Here is an 18,795-nt window from a genome sequence, read left to right on the forward strand (position 1 = left end):
CCACAATTCATGGACCGTCCGGAAATTGACTTCGGTCGACGAACTTTCGACAATGCGGGCGTGACGGTGGACAGGGACGACGAGCGGGAACTCGCCGACGCGGTGGTGGCGTTGCGGGCGGCCGAGGAACGGGTCGCCGAGGCCCTGCGCGGTTACCTGTCCCGGGACCCGGTGACGGGCCGCCCTGCGCACGGCCGGATCGGGCGCGCGGCGCGGCTCACCGGGTGGGGCGAGCAGCGGGTGAAGGAGACTGTCACCCCGGCCCTGGCGGAGCGTCGCCGGACCAAGCGGAAGGCGACCGGTTCATGAGCGGCACCAGTGACTTCGACGCCATCGACTCGCTGCTCGACTCGGTGGCTCCCGAGGCGGCGCTCCCCGCGCCCGACGCCCGTCGTGACCTGCGCGAACAGGCCCGCCTCTCGAAGGCCCAGGTGGCGCGCGCGCTCGGCGTGAGCCCGTCGACGCTCGCCGCCTGGGAGACGGGCCGGGACCCGGTCGGCGACATCCGCAAGAAGTACGCGTACTTCCTGGACGGCCTGTCCGCCAAACTCCTCGCGGCCACCGGGCCGGAGCCGGTGGCGGAACCTGCCGCCGGTCAGCCCGAACCCGCCGAGCCCACCTCCGGGGCGCGGGTCGACGACGATGCCGACGCCGACGACGTCGAGATGCTGCCCGTGCCCGAGCCCTGCGTTCTGTGCGGGCAGCCGGCGGCGCAGCGGGTGGCCGGGTTCGCCCAGCACCTCGACCCGGCCGACTGCGGTCAGGCGCCCGCCGCCCCCGCCGCCCCGGCCCCCGCCGTCGTACCGCAGACCCCGAAGCGGGCCCGCCCGGCGCCACGGGCAACGCGCGACTCCGGTTCCGAGCCGCCCAAGCCGCCGACGCGGCGCGCCTTCCAGCCGTCGAACGAGCCGGCCGACCTCATCGGCAAGGCGGTCCAGGCCGCGCTCGCCGCGCATGAGGGGGACGTCGAGGCCGCGACGGCGGCGCTCATCAAGAAGGCGATCCCGGACGCGATGGCGTTGCTGGACGAGACCCGCAAGGGCGCCCGCTACGACGTGATCGCCCACCCGTGGATGCCGGACGTCCTGAAGAAGCAGACCTCGCGCGGCGCGGACCAGATCTGGGAGGCCCGTCCCAAGTGGACCAGGCCCGAACTGCCGCCGGGCGAGCACGAGGTGACCGCCCTCGACATCAACGGCGCCTACCTCTCCGCCCTGAAGACGCACCTCCCCATCGGTCAGCTGGAACACTCCACGGGCTTCGACCACGACCGCCGCCGCGCGGGCGTGCACCTGATCACCCCGGCCCACTGGGACCACGACGCGGAGCTGCCCAACCCGCTCGGCCAGCGCGACGAGCCCGGCCCGCTGTGGGTCACCGAACCCACCCTGCGCCTCCTGCAGCGCCTGTCGGGACCGAAGCACGGCCTGTGCGACCCGCCCGAGATCCACGAGTCGTACACCTCGGGCGCGACCGAGAACCTCCTGGAGAAGTTCCGGATCGCGCTGAAGGACGCCCGCGACACCGCCCTCGCCGAGCAGGACGACGTCACCCTGGAGTACGTGAAGGCGATGTACTCCAAGTTCGTCTCGACGATGGGGGAGTCGAACTACAACCGGGAGCTGTACCGCCCGGACTGGATGCACCTCGTGCGCAGCCAGGCCTTCGCCAACCTCTGGATGAAGGCGCTCAAGGCGTACGACGAGGGGCTCACCGTCGTCCGCGCGATGGGTACCGACGAGCTCCACGTCATAGGGGACTGGCGTCGTGTCTTCCCCGAAGGCCGTGGCGTCACCGAGGTCAAGGTCAAGGACGTCTACACCGCGGGGACCGCCCCGGACGACGACGTGGTGACGGATACGGAGGACGAGTAAGTGCCGGAGAGGAACAGGGAGTTCGGCAAGTTCGGCGCCCAGGGCATCAAGGGGCACGAGGCCGTCGCCCGTCGGCTCGACCAGCTCGCCGGCTTCATCGCCACGCCCATCACCCAGCGCCGCGGCCTGATGGCCCGCCTGCACTACCTGACGCGCACGGAGCACGCGAAGGCGGCCGCGCGCCAGGCGGGCCTCACCGTCACCGACCGCACCCTGAAGGCGTGGCTGGAGGGCCGGCAGTCCCCGTCGAGGAAGAACCTGGACCGCATCGAGGCCGCCTACCGGACCGTGCGTCGCGCCAACGTGTCCCGGCACCTGCTGGCCCGCCTCAACCGTCAGGGCCGCGGCACCCGCGTCGAGTTCCACCCGTTCAACCAGTCCCAGGTGCCCCGCCCCCTCCAGCGCGTCGTCGACTACCGCACGCTCAACGTCCGCCACTGGGACCGCATCGTCGACGCCTGGGCCACCGACGACGGCGCCGCGCTCGACGACGCCTGGGTCAACGACGCGGTCGTCGACCTCGGTTCGCAGTGGGGCGAGTACGAGTACGTCACGAACATCGGCTTCGCGGCGTAGGCAGAGAGGCGTAGGCAGAGCGGTTCAGGCAGAGAGGTTCAGGCCGCCGCCACGACCGGCACCGCCACGGTCCGCTGCCGCTTCATCGGGCGTCGTGTGGTCCGGTCGCGGCGCGAGGCGAAGACGTAGAGACGCAGGATGAGGAAGCGGCCCGCGCCGGCGAGGCCGGAGGCGCCGAGGTAGACGATCTGCTCGCTCAGCACGCCGGGGGAGGGCTGCACCAGCCGCAGGACGTACATGGCGACGCAGGTCGCCAGGTAGGCGGCGGCCGCCGAGCCCGCGGACTGCCCGTGCTCGCGCCAGCCTGCGCCACGCCCCCGGGCAAAGGTGAAGCGGGCGTGGAGTTCGGTGCACAGCAGGGTGGACACGACGGTGACGATCGCGTTCGAGACCGCCCAGGGGACGGTCATGGCCAGCAGCGGGACCGCGAGGCTGGAGAGGACTCCGACGCCGCCGCCGAGGACCACGAACCGCAGGAACGCGGCAGCCGGGCCGGGAGCGGCCGAAGCCGCCACGTCGGGCCGGCTGCTGAGCGGCGACTTCATGGCGGTGTCCTTTCGGGGAGTCGGGTGCTTTCAGAGGCTGCGGCGGGGGATGTCGCCGGAGGTCAGAGGCTGCGGGCGGTGATGTCGCCGTGGGCGGTGGTGGCGTGGATGTTCAGGGCTGCGGCCTCGGAGCCGTCGGTGTTGTGGAGCGAGTTGCTGATCCGGCCGTGGCCGGTGCCGGCGTCCAGGGCGGCGGAGGCTCCGCGGGCGGCGGCGAGGGTGATGTCGCCGGATTCGGTGCGCAGCGTGAGGGTGCCGCGAACGGCTTCGGCGATGGTCAGGTCGCCCTTCTGCGTGCTGATCCGGGCGTCGCCGCTCAGCCGCCCGACCGAGATGTCACCGGCCATGAGGGTCAGTTGGGCGTCGGCGGTCTCGTCGAGTTCGACGGTGGCCCGGGCGCCCTCGAAGGTGACGTCGCCGAGCCGTCCGACGCCCCGCAGTTCGCCGGCGGCGGCCTTCGCGTCGACGCGGGAGCCGGCCGGCAGCCGGACGGTGACCTCGACGGAGCCGGAGCCGCTGCCCAGGATCCGGTTCTTCGCCTCCGCCGCTTCGATCCGCAGGACACCGTCGCGGTAGTCCACGGTGATCTGCTCGGCCGCCTTCACGTCGCGGCCCTTGGAGGCGTCCGCGGGCAGGACCTCGACGGTGGTGTCGGCGCGGTCGGCGGCGATGAGACGGATGAGCCCGGCGGGGATGTCCAGGACGGTGGAGACGGGGGCCGGGGTGTCGAACTTCTGCATCGTGCTCTCCCTCGAGTCATTGTTTCTGATGAGGGAAACGCTACGTTGCGTTCAATAGACTGGCAAGATATTTGTTGCGCAGAGGTGGCGTATTTGCACGTCAGTGGCGTCAAATCATTGCAATGAGCCAAAATCTAACGCAATGACGATCGCTTGATCGTTGCAATGAATTGGAGGTGAACGCAGGATGCGCCGGAGTGCCGGGGCCGATCTCGGGGAGGTGCCGGCCCTCCCCCTGGCGGCCGACCAGGGTGACCGGCGTGACCTTCGTGACCGCCATCACCGCCCCCGTCCGCGCCCCGGCCGGCCACCTGTGCAGGGGCGGCGCGGGCTCATCGGCCTGGAGGAACGGACCCGGCTCGCGGGCGGAGACCTGAGCGCCGTCCCGCTGCCCCACGGCGGCTTCGAGGTACGGGCGAGCCTGCCGCGCTCACCGAACGCGAGCGCCAGGTCCTCGCCCTCCTCGGGAGAGGACTGTCCAACGCCGACATCGCCCGGCGCCTGCACGTCGTGGAGGCCACGGTGAAGAGCTACGGCAGCTCGATCCTGGCCTCGCTCGCGGTACGCAACCGGGTGCAGGCCGCCGTCATCGCGTACGAGACCGGCCTCCTGGACGAGGCGCAGGGGTGACGGTCCGCGCTCAGACGAAGAGCGGTGTCGGGTTCAACTCCTCGTAGGCGGTGGGTTCCTGGAGGTGTCCCAGTGACACCGGCACGTCGAACAGCCGGCCCGGAGCGAACCGCGACCAGAAGTGCCGCAGGCCGGGCACGATCACCTTCACCACCGGCAGGCCCAGGTCGGGACGGAGCTGGTCGAGCACCAGGAGCTCCAGGCCCTTGCCACGGACCAGTTCGGTGACCGCGTGCACGTCGTCCAGGAGATCGGGCCGGTGAGGGGTGTGCCAATGGCCGGGGCCGCGCGGGGCCACCCGCGGATCGGGCGCGAGGTAGGGCTGGTTGGCGACCGTGGCGTGGCGCCACCACTGCGTAGGCTCGGGGTCCTCGATCCGGTACCCGGACCCGTCGGGCAGTACGTCGCAGACCGCGGGCAGCAGCTGTCCCATTTCGGTCAGCGCGCGGCGCAGCGCGATCCGCGGGTCGAAGTGCGCGCCGAAGCCGAAGATGACGTCCTGGGCCGGCTTGTCGCGGCGCCGGGACAGCGCCGCCATGACAGGGATGCCGAAGTCGGAGGTCAGGTCGAGGACCCAGACGTCCCGGTGGACCCGCCGGTATCCGTCGCGCAGCCGCTCCACGTACGGCTCGTCGAAGGCGTCGAGGTCGACCGCGGGCTGCCGGGTGCGGTTGTACCACCACAGGGCCACCGCGTCCCGCTCGACAAGCTCGAGGAAGCCCTGAAGGAGCGCGTCCTCGGGGCTGCTGCCGGCGGCGTTGCCGTTCGAGTCGGCCCACAGGCCGTCGCCGGGCCCGGCGGCCGGGTGCGTCCCCGCACCCGCGAAGTACAGCATCGACGTGGGCAGCAGCCGCTGGGTGCGGTGCGTCAGGGACCAGACGGGGGTCCAGTCGGTGGGCCGCCGCTCGTCGAAGGGGGCGCTGACGTACTGGAACCGGGAGTGGCTCGCGTTCCAGCGGTCGCGCTCGGCGAACTGGCGGTCCGCGTACAACTGGCAGTCGTTCGGGTGCACGGCTGCCGGGCCCAGAGCGCGGTAGGAGTCGCGCACCACCGGCTCGTCGCCGTGCCGGGTCCCGCTGTAGCGCTCGACGGCCTCGCACAGAGCGCTGGTACGGGCCTCCGTCTCGGTCAGACCCTTGCCGCCGCTGAGCGCGCGCAGGCCGGAGCGGAGGCCGGCGAGCGTGGCGGAGCCCATCGCGAGGTTGTGACCGGAGAGGTAGGAGGTGACGAAGTCGGGGCAGCCGGCGGCCTGTCTGATCTCCTTGACGACACCGGTCACCGGGTTGACCAGATGCCCGTACGCGCTGAGCATCTGCTGCGCCGTCAGCGCCCGGTGCCCGCTGCCGTCGGTGACGGCCTTCGGGCGTGCGGCGGGCCGGAACGGTGCGCGCACCCGCTGGGCGACAAGTCCCGGGTCCCCGCACGCGGGACACTGCGGGCGTCGGCTCACCGGATGCGAGGCGGTGCGCAGCCCCACGGTGTCCAGGGTGCGGATGCGGCCCTGCTCCGGGTCGCGCACCCCGGCCAGCCACTTCGCCGTCTCCAGGACGGCGATGTTGACGGCCAGGGTGCGCCCGGCGGCCAGGGACGCGACGGGGCGGGGGAGCGGCCCGTCGAGTCCGAGGGCGCGCTGCACCGGCACCTCCGAGTGGCGGTGTCCGCGCAGCCGTACGGAGAGGCAGTGCCAGCACGGGCCGTCGTGGTCGGCCGGCCGGAACACCGGCCCCACCCACGGGTCGGCGCCGCACACCTTCGCGAGCAGCCAGGGCCGCCCGGAGGCGCGGTGCGCGGCGTCCACCGCGGTGAGTTGCGGCGCCAGGTAGTCGTCGCACAGGACGAGGGAGAGGTCGGCGTCGGCGCCGGGCGCGACGACGGTGATCCCTTCGGCACGGCAGGCCCGCACCACGGGGGCGGCCGCCAGGCCCGGCAGGGCCTCGACCGCGACGGTGGCGCCCACGAGGGCGGCGCCGGCCTGTCCGCCGTCCAGACCGATCAGGTCCCAGTACGCCTCGGCGGCCGGGTCCGTACGCTGCTGCTCGGGCACGCCGAACCGCAGCAGACCCGCGCCGTCGAGGGCGCGCAGCGCCGCCTCGGCGTTCTCGCCGCCGAGTACCGGGGCGGCCTCGCGCAGCACGGCCTGCGCGGTGCGCGTGCCGTCGAGGAGCGGCACCAGGACCTCGGCCGCAAGGCCGTGCAGCGCCGTGACGCCGCGGCGCGACACCAGATATGTCGCGTCGTCCGGCAGGACCGTGGGCCGCAGGTGGCTCTTGAAGCCCACCAGGACACCGTCCTGCGTGTCGAGCACGGAGGACGATTCCTCCCGTCCGTCGAAAAGCGTCATGCGTCGAGCCGTCCCGCTCTCCGCGCCGTGGTGGGGACGGCGGTGTCGGCGAGGATGCAGAACGTGGAGAGCGCGACCATGTGGTCGGCCACGGAGTCGAGTTCCTCGATCACGAGGGCGGCCCGGGCAGGGCGGGCGGGAACAATTCCGTCGGCGCCGGTGGTCTTCAGCTGAATGCCGGAGGAGAGCATATTCATGGCAGAGTCATCCCTAGTGGTATGCGGTGTGTTGCCGTTCCTCTGTGGAGCTGTGCGCTGTTCCGGGGAAGATTCTGCGAAGTCCGCACGGCCGCGCCCAGTGCCGGTGTCACCACTGCGAGATGAAGAATTCATGTGGTCCTCCAGCAGGGCTCGAGCGGGCCTCCAGCGGCCTCAAATGGACCTTTAAGCCTCCGCTTGATCACGGTGATATGGGGGTGCGCCGCCGGTTACGCTCGCGGCCACAGTGCCCCTTTCGGGCTTCCCGTCCGGGTCCGTACGCGAGGAAGAAGGCCCCCGTGAATGCCGTGACCGCCGCTCCGCCCTACGGTCAAGTGCTCCGGCTCGACGAGCTGTTGCGGGTCGCCCGCGTCCACGACGACGACGTGGACCACGTCCTGTTCCTGGCCACGCACCAGTCCTGCGAGATCCTCTTCGCCGTCGTCCTGCGCCACTTGGAGGAGGTACGCGCGGCGCTCGACGCGGGCGACGCGGACCGGGCCGAGCGCAGGGCCGTACCGCTGCCGCGCCTGATGGCCACGCTGACCGCGCAGTTCGACGGCCTCGCGACGCTGACCCCGGCCGCGTTCGAGGACATCAGGACCACCCTCGGCGACGCGAGCGGATTCCAGTCCGTGCAGTGGCGCGAGATCGAGTTCCTGTGCGGCCTGCGCGACTCCCGGTACCTGACCACGGCCGGCTTCTCCGAGCGGGACCGGGCCCGGCTGGAGGGACGGCTGGGGGAGCGGTCGGTGGCCGAGGCCTACCGGGAGTTCGTCGCCACGTGCGCGGACCGGGGCGCCGCCGAGCGGGTGCGCCTCGCCCTCCTCGCCTTCGACGAGGCGGCGGCCCTGTGGCGGGCCCGGCACGCCGTGCTCGCCGAGCGTTTCCTCGGCACGGCCGTCGGCACCGCCGGGTCCGAGGGCGCCGGATACCTGTGGCGCGCCGCCCTGCGCCGGGCCGTGCCCGAGGCCTGGACACCGCTGTCGTGACCGCCCCCGACACGGCGCGCACCGACCTCGACCTCGAGTACTCGCCGAGTTCACGCGTCACCGACCTGGAGGTCCACCTCGCGCGCTACGCCGACGAGAGCGCCCGCGCCCGCGCCGGCCTGCCCGTCCAGCTGGGCCTGTCCTGCGGCCCCCTGCCCGAGCAGCGACTCGACCTGTTCCCGGCGGCCGATCCACGGGCCCCGCTCTTCGTGTTCGTGCACGGCGGCTACTGGCAGGAGCTCAGCAGGTCCGAAGCGGCCTTCGCCGCACGGGACTTCGTGGCCGCGGGCATCTCCTTCGCCGCGCTCGGCTACGGCCTGGCGCCGCGCCACCGGCTGCGCGCCATCACCGCGGCCGTCGGCGACTCCCTGCACCGCATCGCCGCCGGCCAGGTTCAACTGCCCATAGAACCACGGGCAGTTCACCTCGGTGGCCACTCCGCCGGCGCGCACCTCGTCGCGAGCACCCTCCTGAATCCGGCCGGCCGGCACCCCACCGCCGCCACCGCCGTGTTCGCGTCCGCGACGCTGATCAGTGGCATCTACGACCTGGAGCCCCTGCGGCACACCTACGTCAACGACGCCCTCGCCATGGACGCCGAAGAGGCCCGCGCCTGCAGCCCGCTGCACCGCATGCCCGCCCGGCTGCCACCGCTCGTCGTCGCCCTCGGGGAGGACGAGACGGACGCGTTCGCCGCGCAGCACCGCCGGTTCGTCACCGCCGCGCGCGCCGGCGGCACCGATGTGACCGACCTCGTCGTCCCGGGCCGCCACCACTTCGACCTGCCCTTCGACCTCGCCGACCCGGACACCGCGCTGGGCGCCGCGGTGCTGGGGATCCTGTGCGACGGCCGCTGATCGAGGAGCTGCTGCCGCCGGGCGCCGCCGGGGCGGAGACGCGCGCCGACGCGCCGGACGAGGTCCTGCGCCCCGAGGAGCGGGCCTTCGTCACCGGCGTGAGCGAAGGGCGGCGCCGCGAGTTCACCACGGTCCGGTACTGCGCCCGCCGCGCCCTGGGCGCGCTCGGCCACGCCGCCGTGCCGCTGGTCCCGGACGGGCGGGGCGTGTCCGGCTGGCCGGACGGGGTGGTGGGGAGCATGACGCACTGCCGCGGATACCGGGCGGCGGTCGTGGCGTGGCGCCGCGACGTGGGCGCGCTGGGGGTGGACGCCGAGCCCCGAAGGCCCTTGCGGGCCGGCGTACTGAGCACGGTCTCGCTGCCCGAGGAGCGCGAGCGGCTCGCGTCGCTCCCGACATCGCACCCCGGCCCCGACTGCTGGGACCGGTTGTTGTTCAGCGCGAAGGAAGCGGTCTTCAAGGCATGGTTCCCGGCCACCAGGACCGAACTGACCTTCCAGGACGTGCGCGTCGCCTTCGACGCGGCCGACCGCACCTTCCGCGCGACCGTCCTGCTCCCGGGCGCGGCCGGCGGCCGTGATTTTCGTGGCCGCTGGCTCGCACGGGACGGACTGCTGGTGACGATCGCGTACGGCGGCGCGGCCGACCAGTGAGTTTCGGCGGGGGCTTAAGGGCATGGTCCGGGCGGCGCCGCCGTCCCTACGCTGGCGCCGCCGGAAGTCCGCGCCGGTGCCCTGCCCCCCGTTTCGTCTCAGGAGCAGTCATGGTCCAGGTACCCCACCCCAGCTCGGTGTCCGGCGCGGTGCGCCCCGTCGCGGACGCCTCCGTCGTCCACATGATCGCCCGGCACGCGCGGACCCGGCCCGACGCCGTGGCGGTGCGCTCGGCCCAACAGACGTACACCTACAGCGCGTTGTGGCACAGAACGCTCGTGGTGGCCGCGGCCCTGGAGGAGGCCGGCGTCGGCGCGGGGGACCGGGTGGCGCTCATCGCCGCGCGCACCCCGGACACCGTGGTGGGCGCTCTCGCCGTGATGGCGCTCGGCGCGGCGTACGTGCCCATCGACCCCGAGCACCCCGGCGAGCGCACCGCCGCCGTGCTCGCGGGCTCGGCCCCCTCCGCGCTGCTGCACGCGGGTTCCGGCACGGCGGACCTGCCCGCACCGCGCATACCGTTCCTCGACATCGCGGACCTGCCGGACGCGAACGCCCCCGACCGCCTCGCCGCGCTCCCGGGCCCGGAGGACATCGCCTACGTCGTGTTCACCTCCGGCTCGACCGGCACCCCCAAGGGCGTCCGGGTGCCGCACGCCTCGCTGGCCAACTACGTCTCCTGGTGCGGCGAGCTGGTGGGCGGCGACGGGACGGGGAGCCCGCTGTTCGGCAGCCTCGGCTTCGACCTGGCGATGACCTCGCTGTGGGTGCCGCTCGCGCAGGGCCGCACCGTCGTCACCGTCGCCGGGCTGTGGGACCAGCAGACGCTGTTCGGCGAGCGCCCGCGGCCCTACACGTTCGTGAAGATGACGCCGTCGCACGCCCGGTTCTTCGACGTCCTCGCGGAGCCGCCCCGCTACGACCGGGTGACCCGGCTGCTCATGTTCGGCGGCGAAGGCCTCGACCCGGCGCTCATCGCCTCCCTGGGCGACCGCCTCGACGGGGTCCGCCTCGTCAACCACTACGGCCCGACCGAGACCACCATCGGCAGCTGCGCCTTCTCCTTCGACCGTACGACGGTGCCCTCCACGCCGACCGTGCCGATCGGCCGGCCCGCCTGGAACACCCGCGCGTACGTCGTGGACGACCAGTTGCGTCCCGTGCCCCGGGGCAGCGCCGGCGAACTGGTCATCGCCGGCCGGGCCGTCGCGGCGGGCTACCTCGGCCCGCAGCCGTCGGGGAACCGGTTCATCGACGAGGCCGAGCTCGGCGGACCGGCCGGGCGCGCCTACCGCACGGGCGACGTCGTGGAGCTGCGCCCCGACGGCACGCTGCTCTATCTCGGCCGGGGCGACGACCAGTTGAAGGTCAACGGTCACCGGGTCGAACTCGGCGAACTCCGCCACCACGTGCTGTCCGTGCCGGGGGTCGCCGACGCGGCGTTCGACATCGTGCGCGGCCCCGTCGACACGCTGGAACTCTTCGTCCGGCCCACCGGGGCGGGCGGCCCCGCGGACCTGGCCACCGTGGTCCGCTCCGCGCTGGCCCGCGTACTGCCGTCGGCGCTGGTGCCCGAGGACGTGTACGCGGTCCCGGAGATCGTGGTGAACGCGAACGGGAAGTGCGACGTGGCCGCCACGAGGTCGCGCGTGGCGTGAGCCGGGGGCGCCCCCGCCGACGAAGCGGCGCCGGCGCCGCACCGGGGCGCGTCAGCGAGTGGTCAGCGTTTCGTCAGCGCAGGTCGAGATCATCGATGAGCCCGGAAGACACGACCGGGCCATCGAAACCGATACGACCTGGAGTGTGCGACGTGGCGAACCCCTTCGACGACCCGGACGGAATCTTCCTGGTGCTGGTCAACGACGAGGGCCAGCACTCGCTGTGGCCCTCCTTCGCGCAGCGCCCCGAGGGCTGGACCGTGGCCCTCGGCGAGAGCTCCCGCGAGCAGGCGCTCGCCTACGTGGAGGAGCACTGGACCGACCTGCGCCCGCGCAGCCTGCGCCAGCCGTCCGCCGCGTCCCCGGCCGCCTGACCGGCCCCGGCAGCCGGGCGAGGAAGGAGCGGTGGCAGCGGTGGAATGGGCGATCGAGGCCGAGGGCCTGGGCAAGCGGTACGAGCGGCGCCAAGCGCTCGGCGGAGTCGATCTGGCCGTGCCGCCCGGCACCGTGCTCGGCCTGCTCGGTCCGAACGGGGCGGGCAAGACGACCACCGTCAAAATGCTCGCGACCCTGCTCGAACCGGACAGCGGCAGGGCCAGGGTCGCCGGATACGACGTGGTGCGGCAGCCGGCCGAGGTGCGGCGGCGCATCGGGCTCGCCGGACAGTACGCCGCGGTGGACGACATGCTCACCGGGCGGGAGAACCTCGTCCTGATCGGCACCCTGGCCCACCTCGGCCGGCGGGCGGCGCGCGTCCGGGCGGCCGAACTGCTGGAGCGGTTCGGCCTGACCGGCGCCGCCGGCCGGCCGGCCCGCACCTACTCGGGCGGCATGCGGCGCCGCCTCGACCTGGCGGCCTGCCTGGTCGCGACCCCGTCCGTGCTCTTCCTCGACGAGCCGACCACGGGCCTGGACCCGGTCAGCCGCTCCCAACTGTGGGACGCGGTCAAGGAACTGGTCACCCACGGCGTGACCGTGCTGCTGACCACCCAGTACCTGGAAGAGGCCGACATCCTGGCCGACCGGATCGCGGTCATCGACACCGGCCGCATCATCGCCGAGGGCACCCCCGAGGAACTCAAGCGCAGAGCGGGCGAGGAGCGGCTGGAGGTCTCCCTCACCAGGCCGGAGAGCCTGGCGCGGGCCGCCGACGCGCTGCGCGGCGTCGCCCCCGGCGAGCCGTCCGTGGACCCGGCGGGCGGCACCGTGTCGATCACCCTGAGCGACGGCATGGAGAGCATCGAGAGCGCCGCGGCCGCGCTGCGACGGGCGGACGTCACGGTCGCCGACTTCGCCCTGCGCAGACCGACCCTCGACGACGTCTTCATCTCTCTCACCGGCAAGACCGCCTAGGGGTACGGCAGTTGCCGCCTTTGGCACGATCACGGGGGCATTCTCATGCAACGAATCCACTTCACCCCTGCCGACTTCGCCCGGGTCCGGCTGCGGCCGACCGTGGGCCCGCTCGTGGAGAGCGCCTTCGCCTACGGGCTGCTCGGGCGCGGTGTCGGCGCACCGTTCGCCCGCTGGCGCGGCCAGGTCGCGGAGCGGCTGACCCAGTGGCCGTTACCGCTGAGCGGCACCAGCGCCGCAATCGGTCTCGACGGTCTGCTCGACCTCATCGAGCGCAGCGGCCGCAGTGTCAGCACCGAGGCCGCCCTGGGCCGCACCGCGCCCGGCCTCCCGTTCCATCCGGCGGCCGGCGACCTGTCGCAGGTGTGGCGGGCGGCGGTGGCGCCGTACTGGGAGCACGTCCACGGCTATCTGGAGGCCGAGTGCGAGGCCCGCGGCCGCGTCCTGATGGCCGGCGGCGTCGAACTGCTCCTGGCCACCCTGCACTCGAAGATCACCTGGGAGGCGCCGGTCCTTCGGATCCACGACGGCCCCGATGAGGACATCGGCCTCGACGGGCGCGGCATGGTGCTCTCCCCTTCCGTGTTCCTGGCCCAGCGGCCGGGCCGGATCACCCGCCGCCTCGCCGAGAACGGCCCGGTCGTGCTCGCCTTCGCCGCACCGCCCGACCCGCGTCAGGCGGCCGCGCTGTGGGACGAGCCGGACGACAGCGGCCAGTCCCTCGGCGCCCTGGTCGGGCAGACCCGGGCCGCCGCGCTGCACGCCCTGCGCAGCAGTTGCACCACCGGCCAGCTGGCGGACCGGCTCGGCATCTCGGCCGCCGGGGCCAGCCAGCACACCGCGGTGCTGCGCCGTGCGGGCCTCATCACGACCCGCCGCATCCGCAACACGGTGCTGCACACCCTGACCCCGCTGGGTGTGGCCCTCCTCAAAGGCATGTCGCCCCGGCGCCCGGCACCTGTCGCCGTACGGACCCCGGCCCGCCGCCCGGCGGCCGTGGCGGTGCGCCGCCACGGCCCGCGCCCGGTGAGCGAACTGGCGGCACGGACAACTCCCGCCGCCTGAGCGGCAGTAGGACGCAACGCACGATGCCCGGGCGGCCTGTGCCGCCCGGGCATCGTGCGTTCGGCCGGGACCTCCTCACTCCTTGATGCCGGCCATGTCCCCGGGCCGCCCGCGCAGTACCGCCCCCGCCGCGAGCAGCGTCGTCGTCAGGGTCAGGGCCGCCGCCCCGGCCAGCACCACGACGAGGATCCAGGGGGAGCCGCCGGGCAGGGCCGTGCCGAGGATGCTCATGCTCAGCGGCACCAGCGTCGCCCCGGCGACCAGGAGGCCGAGGACGATTCCGGCCAGCGCCACCAGAGCCGCCTCGACGGTCATCATCTGCAGGACCTGACGGCGGGTGGCCCCGATGAGCCGTTGCAGCATGAACTCCTTGCGCCGCTCGGTCGTTGCGAGGACCTGCGTGTTGATCAGGGCGAGCGTCGCGTAGCCCACGACGACGCCCAGGACCAGATAGGCCATCCACTCCTGGGTGTCGTCCGCGTCGGCCTGGGCCGCCTGGAGGACGTCCTTGCCGGCCACCTGCAGGCCGGGCTGCTCCTTCGCCAACTTGGAGAGGGATGCGCTCAGTTGGGCCGGGTCGGTGCCGGCGGCGGCCCGCACCGAGATCTGCGGCACCAGGCCGCCGTCGGTGTGTCCGACAAGCGCCGACGCCGGGACGAGCGCGGTCTCGTAGCCGCGCCGCCCGTCGACCGTGGCGACCAGTTTCAGCTTGACCTGCGTACCGTCGCCGAGCCGCATCGGGACGAGGTCACCGAGCTTGTGGTCCTTGGCGTATTCGGTGGGCAGCGCGACGGAGTCGCCGCTCAGTGCGGACAGGCTGCCGCTCGCCGCGTGGTACGCCGTCGTGCGGTCCAGGCCCTGCGGGGTGACGCCCTGCAGGGACACCTCGGTCGGCTGCGGTCCGGTGTCCTCGCCCTCGCTCGGCCGCATCGGCTCGTCCGGCTCGATGTACCCGGTCGTGGGGATCTGCGCGGATGCCGCCGCCACTCCGGGCTGCTCACGGATCGTGTCGACCAGGTCGAGCGGCAGCCCGCCGGAGGCCGAGGTCACCACGACGTCGGCGCGCAGGTTCTCGTCGAACGCCCGCTTGGCGCCGTCGGACTGCGTCGTCTGCATGTAGATCAGGCCGACCGCCAGGCCGCTCGCCAGCATCACCGGCATCACGGCCGAGGCGAGGCGTGCGGTGCGCGCCCGCGCGTTGTGCGCGGCGAGCTCACCGGCGAGCCCGGACAGCTTGCCGACGGGCCGGCGCAGCACGGCCACCATGGCGCGTACGACGACGGGCCCGAGCAGCCCGAACGCGGCCGCCCACACCATCGCCGCCGGGGTCGCGACACCGGCCGCGTCCGGCCCCGCCGAGCCCGCGGTGCCCCAGGCGAGAGCCGCGCCCCCGGCCAGGCACAACAGCCCGAGAATCAGCCGGAACGCGCTGAACCAGCGGCGCTGCAGCGTCGCTTCGGCCAGCGCTTCCGTCGGCCGGGTGCGCGCCGCCGCCTGCGCCGCGATGTAGGCCGAGCCGATGGCGGTGAGCAGCGCCGTGCCGACGCCGACGATCACCGGCACGGAACCGGCCCGGTACGCGATCGACTCCGGCACCACGCCCGCGTCGGCGAACGCGCCCAGGAGCCAGTGCCCGAACCGGGGGCCGGGGATCGTGGCGAGTCCGGTGGCGACGACCGCGAGGAACAGGGTCTCCCCGAGGATGAGGCGGCGCAGCTGTCCCGGTGTCGTGCCGATGGTGCGCAGCAGCGCCATCTCGCGCTGCCGCTGCTGGATGGAGAGGCCGAGCGTGCTGGCCACCACGAACACGGTGACCATCGCGGACAGCCCGCCGAAGGCGGCGGCGAGCGGGATCAGGTCGCTGCCGTCGGCCACCACGTCCGGGTCCTCGGCGCGGCCGCGGTTGTCCCCGGTCAGCACCGTGACCGGTGCGCCGTCGACGACCTTGCGGACCGCGGAGGCGATCTCCTGCGTCTTCGCGCCGGAGGCGGGGAAGACGCCGATGTTGTCGGTCCTGCCGACGCGGTCCGCGACCGCGGCGGCCTCGGCGTCGGTGAGGAAGACGTCCCCGCCGTCGTCCGGTCCCGTGGCCAGGCCCGAGACCTGGTAGCCGTGGCGCGCGCCGTGGACGAGGAGCTGGATCCGCTCGCCGGTCCTCACTCCCGTACGGTCCGCGAGGGCCTTGCCGAGGACGATCTGGCCGGCCGCGGCGGGCGCCGTGCCATCGGTGAGCTCGTACGGGGAGAGCCTGGCGGAGGACCAGCCGTGGCCGGTGACCTTGCCGCCCGCGCCGAGAGCAGCCGGGAACGACATGTCCTGAACCGCGGCCCCCACCCCCGGAACCTTCGCGATTCTTTCCGCCAGGCCGGCGTCCATGTGCAGTCGTTCGGGGAAGACGAGCTCCTGCTGGGTGTACGCGTAGCGCTGGTCGCCGGTGACGACGATCGGTGCGGCGGCGAGGCGGTGCGGCGGCGCCGCGTTGTGGATGCCGGTCTCCAGCAGGCCGCCGGAGCCGATGACGATGACGGCACCGAGGAACAGGGCCACGAACGAGGCGATGAAACCGCCCTTGTGGTAGCGCAGGGTGCGCAGCGCGATCCTGATCATCGGCGCACCCCGTGCCCGGTCTGCTGGATCGAGAACGGGTCGCCCCACGTGCCCAGCTTCTGCATCTGTTCCGTGACCTGTTCGACGCTCGGCCGCTCCAGCGAGCCGATGAGCCGGCCGTCGGCGAGGAAGACCACCCGGTCCGCGTACGCGGCGGCCACCGGGTCGTGCGTGACCATGACGATGGTCTGCCCCACCGCGTCCACCGACTGCCGCAGCAGCGTGAGGACTTCGGCGGCGGTACGGGTGTCCAGGGCGCCGGTCGGCTCGTCGCCGAAGATCACCGCGGGCCGGGTGACGAGCGCCCGCGCGATCGCCACCCGCTGCTGCTGCCCACCGGAGAGCTCACCCGGGCGGCTGCGCCGCTTGTCCGACAGACCGACCTGGTCGAGGACCTCGTCGACCGCGGCCTTCTTGGGGCGGGTGCCCGCCAGACGCAGCGGAAGCGTCACGTTGTCCACCACGTTCAGCGCCGGAAGCAGGTTGAACGCCTGGAAGACGAAACCGATGCGCTCGCGGCGGAACTTGGTCAGGGCCTTCTCCCGCAGGGAGGCCAGATCCACCCCGTCCAGGCGCACGGCCCCCGACGTCGGACGGTCGAGGCCCGCGGCGCAGTGCAGGAACGTGGATTTGCCGGACCCGGAGGGGCCCATGACGGCGGTGAACGTACCCCTCTCCAGGCTGATGCTGACGTTGTCGAGTGCCGTCACACGGTTCTTCGATCCGCCGTAGAGCCGGCTCACGGTGTCGAGCCGGACGACCGGCTGGGCATGCGGGTCCTGTGTCCCGTTCATGGGTGTCCTTAAGGCCTTGGAAAGGGGGTGGCTGGGTCGGGGGCGCGGGGCGTGCCGCCGAAGAGGCGGGCGCGCCCCGCGTCCGGCGGTCAGGTGGTGGTGGGCCAGGTGGCGAACCGCCGCAGCCCGTACAGGAGCGGGGGCCGCCCGCTCGGTCGGCTGATGCCCCGTACGTGGCCGAAGACGGTCACGTGGTCGCCCGTGCGATGGGTCAGGGACACGGTGCAGTCCGCGATCGTGTGCGCGTCCCGCGGCAGGTGCGGTCCCGCGCCGTCGGCGGTCCGCTCCCAGGGGGTGACCCGGAACCGCTCCGGGTCACCCGAGGCGAACAGCTCGGCGACGCCCCGGGCGTCCTCGTGCAGCAGGTTCACGGTGAACTCGCCGGAGGCGAGGACGGCTTGGAGGGTGGGGCTGCCGGCGCGCAGGCACACCAGCAGGGTCGGCGGGTCGAGCGCGACGCTGCACACCGAGGAGCACGTCATGCCGCGCGGGGTGCCGTCGAGATCCTCCGCGGCGACCACCGCGACCCCGGTGGGGAAGCTGCTCATCATCGTGCGGAAGTCGTCGGACGCGGCGGCCGGGGCCGCCACCGTCCGGACGGTGGACTGGGTCATCGGGTACCGCCTTCCGTCGCCGCGGCGACCAGTTCGACGGCCGGAGCGGGCTCGGGCCTGCTCCCGCCGCGGTCGAGGAGGCCGAGCAGCGGGCCCGTCGCGGCGGTGGTGACCACCGCCATCAGGGTCAGCGCGAGCGCCAGCGGAGCGGTGAGGACTCCCGCGCCGAGACCGGCCTGGAGCACGATCAGTTCGGTCAGCCCACGGGTGTTCATCAGCACCGCGATCCGGCGGGACGCCTCGCGCGGCTGACCCGCGAGCCGTGCTCCGGCATAGCCGCCGATGCCCTTGCCCGCGAAGGCGAGCAGGATCGTCACCGCGAGCAGCCCCCACGACAGCTGGGAGAAGGCCTTGTTGAGCACGGTGATCCCGGTGACCACGAAGAACGCGGGCACGAGCGCGCGCCCGGCCCGGCTCAGGGACGCCACGGCCGGTTCCCACGGCGTGCTCTCGCCCGGTGGCAGGGCGAGCCCCACCAGGGCGGCGCCGAGGATGGCCGTCATGCCGAGGTGCTCCACGGTCAGCGCCAGCGCGAGCGCCACCGAGCCGAGTGCCACGGTGGCGGTCCGCGGCAGCCGCGCGCACATCCGCGCCACCGCCGGCACCCGCACCCCGTACCGCACGGCGAGCGCGCCCGCCGCGCCGACGCCCAGGGCCAGGAAGGAGTGCAGGACTCCGGTCGCGCTGCCCGCGCCCAGGCCGATCGCGATCATGCACAGCAGCCAGCCGACCGAGTCGATCACGACGGCCGAGGCCAGGGCGAGCCGCCCGGTCGGGGTGTTGCTCAGGCCCCGGTCGGCCAGGATGCGCGCCAGGACCGGCACGGCCGTGATGGACATCGTGACGGCGACCATGAGCAGGAACGAGGGGAGCGGCGCGTCACCGCGCACCGCAGGGGCGTCCTCGACCAGCACATAGCCGGTGAGCAGGATGCCCGCGAACAACGGCGGCACCAGGGAGCCGGCCGCCACCCAGAGGGTGGAGCGCCCGGCGACACCGGAACCGGCCCGCAGTTCGTGGGCGAGGCCGACCAGGAACAGCACCAGACCGATCTTGGAAATCCACTTCAGCGCCTCCAGCTGGGTGCCGGGCAACACCGTGTCGAACACGTCCTGGCCCAGCAGATGAAGCACGACGGGCCCGGCGGCGAGCCCCACGACGGTCTCGCCGATCACCTCCGGTTGGCGCAGCCGGCGGGCCGCGGCCCGGCCCGCGCGGGCGAGCAGCAGGACCACGGCGAGCAGGGCCGCCAAGTGCACGCCGTGGCGCAGCAGTTGTACGGAATCCATTGCGCAGCAC

At 73.3% G+C, this 18,795-nt stretch carries 18 protein-coding genes and 1 pseudogene; 11 read left to right on the plus strand and 8 right to left on the minus strand.

All coding sequences use genetic code 11. The features are described from left to right. Positions 1–60: 60 nt before the first annotated feature. Genes AB0J02_RS36615 through AB0J02_RS36625 form a run of 3 tightly spaced genes read left to right on the plus strand, consistent with a single transcriptional unit; the run spans position 61 to position 2,450 of the window. A complete protein-coding gene (locus AB0J02_RS36615) occupies positions 61–309 on the plus strand; it encodes a hypothetical protein (protein ID WP_363198177.1) in 249 nt (82 codons plus the stop codon). Further along, on the plus strand, positions 306–1,874 hold the full coding sequence (locus tag AB0J02_RS36620) for a helix-turn-helix transcriptional regulator (protein WP_363198178.1): 1,569 nt from the start codon (positions 306–308) through the stop codon (positions 1,872–1,874). The genes AB0J02_RS36615 and AB0J02_RS36620 overlap by 4 nt, the downstream gene beginning before the upstream one ends. Continuing rightward, entirely contained in the window at positions 1,875–2,450 is a 576-nt protein-coding gene (locus AB0J02_RS36625; RefSeq protein ID WP_363198179.1) for a transcriptional regulator, read from the plus strand. 38 nt (positions 2,451–2,488) lie between these two features. Here the strand turns inward: AB0J02_RS36625 and AB0J02_RS36630 are convergent, their stop codons facing one another. Then, positions 2,489–2,995, minus strand: coding sequence for a GtrA family protein (locus AB0J02_RS36630; protein ID WP_363198180.1), 507 nt, complete (start codon positions 2,993–2,995; stop codon positions 2,489–2,491). Between the two features lie 62 nt (positions 2,996–3,057). Next, entirely contained in the window at positions 3,058–3,735 is a 678-nt protein-coding gene (locus AB0J02_RS36635; protein WP_363198181.1) for a DUF4097 family beta strand repeat-containing protein, read from the minus strand. A 423-nt stretch (positions 3,736–4,158) separates the two neighbouring features. On the opposite strand from AB0J02_RS36635, the pseudogene AB0J02_RS36640 reads away from it, so the two are divergent. Further along, positions 4,159–4,365 (plus strand): annotated as a pseudogene (locus AB0J02_RS36640) (LuxR C-terminal-related transcriptional regulator); the annotation flags it as partial. Positions 4,366–4,375: 10 nt separating this feature from the next. On the opposite strand, the gene AB0J02_RS36645 reads toward AB0J02_RS36640, so the two are convergent. Continuing rightward, positions 4,376–6,706, minus strand: coding sequence for a TOMM precursor leader peptide-binding protein (locus tag AB0J02_RS36645; RefSeq protein ID WP_363198182.1), 2,331 nt, complete (start codon positions 6,704–6,706; stop codon positions 4,376–4,378). Continuing rightward, a complete protein-coding gene (locus AB0J02_RS36650) occupies positions 6,703–6,903 on the minus strand; it encodes a hypothetical protein (protein ID WP_363198183.1) in 201 nt (66 codons plus the stop codon). Before AB0J02_RS36650 ends, AB0J02_RS36645 begins: the two co-directional genes overlap by 4 nt. Before the next feature lie 299 nt (positions 6,904–7,202). Here AB0J02_RS36650 and AB0J02_RS36655 point away from each other — a divergent pair, with 299 nt between their 5' ends. From AB0J02_RS36655 to AB0J02_RS36685, 7 genes are all read left to right on the plus strand, one after another. Then, positions 7,203–7,895: a tryptophan 2,3-dioxygenase family protein gene (locus AB0J02_RS36655; protein WP_363198184.1), complete on the plus strand. Its 693-nt coding sequence runs from the start codon at positions 7,203–7,205 to the stop codon at positions 7,893–7,895. Beyond that, on the plus strand, positions 7,892–8,752 hold the full coding sequence (locus AB0J02_RS36660; protein WP_363198185.1) for an alpha/beta hydrolase: 861 nt from the start codon (positions 7,892–7,894) through the stop codon (positions 8,750–8,752). Before AB0J02_RS36655 ends, AB0J02_RS36660 begins: the two co-directional genes overlap by 4 nt. Beyond that, entirely contained in the window at positions 8,737–9,405 is a 669-nt protein-coding gene (locus AB0J02_RS36665) for a 4'-phosphopantetheinyl transferase superfamily protein (RefSeq protein ID WP_363198186.1), read from the plus strand. The genes AB0J02_RS36660 and AB0J02_RS36665 overlap by 16 nt, the downstream gene beginning before the upstream one ends. Before the next feature lie 110 nt (positions 9,406–9,515). After that, positions 9,516–11,063 (plus strand): amino acid adenylation domain-containing protein, encoded by a 1,548-nt coding sequence (locus tag AB0J02_RS36670; protein ID WP_363198187.1) that lies wholly within the window; start codon positions 9,516–9,518, stop codon positions 11,061–11,063. A 152-nt stretch (positions 11,064–11,215) separates the two neighbouring features. Further along, entirely contained in the window at positions 11,216–11,437 is a 222-nt protein-coding gene (locus AB0J02_RS36675) for an MbtH family protein (protein ID WP_363198188.1), read from the plus strand. Positions 11,438–11,477: 40 nt separating this feature from the next. Next, entirely contained in the window at positions 11,478–12,416 is a 939-nt protein-coding gene (locus AB0J02_RS36680) for an ATP-binding cassette domain-containing protein (protein WP_363198262.1), read from the plus strand. Between the two features lie 45 nt (positions 12,417–12,461). Further along, the gene (locus tag AB0J02_RS36685) at positions 12,462–13,481 is read left to right on the plus strand and encodes a winged helix-turn-helix domain-containing protein (RefSeq protein WP_363198189.1); all 1,020 of its coding nucleotides are present in this window, start codon (positions 12,462–12,464) and stop codon (positions 13,479–13,481) included. Between the two features lie 75 nt (positions 13,482–13,556). Here AB0J02_RS36685 and AB0J02_RS36690 read toward each other — a convergent pair whose 3' ends face one another. The 4 genes from AB0J02_RS36690 to AB0J02_RS36705 all read right to left on the minus strand — a co-directional run bounded on the left by AB0J02_RS36690 (position 13,557) and on the right by AB0J02_RS36705 (position 18,785). Then, complete coding sequence (locus AB0J02_RS36690) at positions 13,557–16,088, minus strand: FtsX-like permease family protein (protein WP_363198190.1); 2,532 nt, start codon at positions 16,086–16,088, stop codon at positions 13,557–13,559. Then, positions 16,085–16,882, minus strand: a complete 798-nt coding sequence (locus tag AB0J02_RS36695; RefSeq protein ID WP_363198191.1) for an ABC transporter ATP-binding protein — start codon at positions 16,880–16,882, stop codon at positions 16,085–16,087. Before AB0J02_RS36695 ends, AB0J02_RS36690 begins: the two co-directional genes overlap by 4 nt. Positions 16,883–16,971: 89 nt before the next feature. Further along, the gene (locus AB0J02_RS36700; RefSeq protein WP_363198192.1) at positions 16,972–17,496 is read right to left on the minus strand and encodes a flavin reductase family protein; all 525 of its coding nucleotides are present in this window, start codon (positions 17,494–17,496) and stop codon (positions 16,972–16,974) included. Then, entirely contained in the window at positions 17,493–18,785 is a 1,293-nt protein-coding gene (locus tag AB0J02_RS36705; protein WP_363198193.1) for a cation:proton antiporter, read from the minus strand. The genes AB0J02_RS36700 and AB0J02_RS36705 overlap by 4 nt, the downstream gene beginning before the upstream one ends. Positions 18,786–18,795 lie beyond the last annotated feature (10 nt).

The sequence above is a fragment of the Streptomyces sp. NPDC050264 genome (genome assembly GCF_040655895.1).
Lineage (GTDB): Bacteria > Actinomycetota > Actinomycetes > Streptomycetales > Streptomycetaceae > Streptomyces.

Excerpts from the sequence above, each read along its gene's own strand:
- AB0J02_RS36635 (WP_363198181.1), bottom strand. The coding sequence starts at position 3,735 with ATGCAGAAGTTCGACACCCCGGCCCCCGTCTCCACCGTCCTGGACATC.
- AB0J02_RS36700 (WP_363198192.1), bottom strand. The coding sequence starts at position 17,496 with ATGACCCAGTCCACCGTCCGGACGGTGGCGGCCCCGGCCGCCGCGTCC.
- AB0J02_RS36685 (WP_363198189.1), top strand. The coding sequence starts at position 12,462 with ATGCAACGAATCCACTTCACCCCTGCCGACTTCGCCCGGGTCCGGCTG.
- AB0J02_RS36620 (WP_363198178.1), top strand. The coding sequence starts at position 306 with ATGAGCGGCACCAGTGACTTCGACGCCATCGACTCGCTGCTCGACTCG.
- AB0J02_RS36670 (WP_363198187.1), top strand. The coding sequence starts at position 9,516 with ATGGTCCAGGTACCCCACCCCAGCTCGGTGTCCGGCGCGGTGCGCCCC.
- AB0J02_RS36705 (WP_363198193.1), bottom strand. The coding sequence starts at position 18,785 with ATGGATTCCGTACAACTGCTGCGCCACGGCGTGCACTTGGCGGCCCTG.
- AB0J02_RS36690 (WP_363198190.1), bottom strand. The coding sequence starts at position 16,088 with ATGATCAGGATCGCGCTGCGCACCCTGCGCTACCACAAGGGCGGTTTC.
- AB0J02_RS36645 (WP_363198182.1), bottom strand. The coding sequence starts at position 6,706 with ATGACGCTTTTCGACGGACGGGAGGAATCGTCCTCCGTGCTCGACACG.
- AB0J02_RS36630 (WP_363198180.1), bottom strand. The coding sequence starts at position 2,995 with ATGAAGTCGCCGCTCAGCAGCCGGCCCGACGTGGCGGCTTCGGCCGCT.
- AB0J02_RS36695 (WP_363198191.1), bottom strand. The coding sequence starts at position 16,882 with ATGAACGGGACACAGGACCCGCATGCCCAGCCGGTCGTCCGGCTCGAC.
- AB0J02_RS36650 (WP_363198183.1), bottom strand. The coding sequence starts at position 6,903 with ATGAATATGCTCTCCTCCGGCATTCAGCTGAAGACCACCGGCGCCGAC.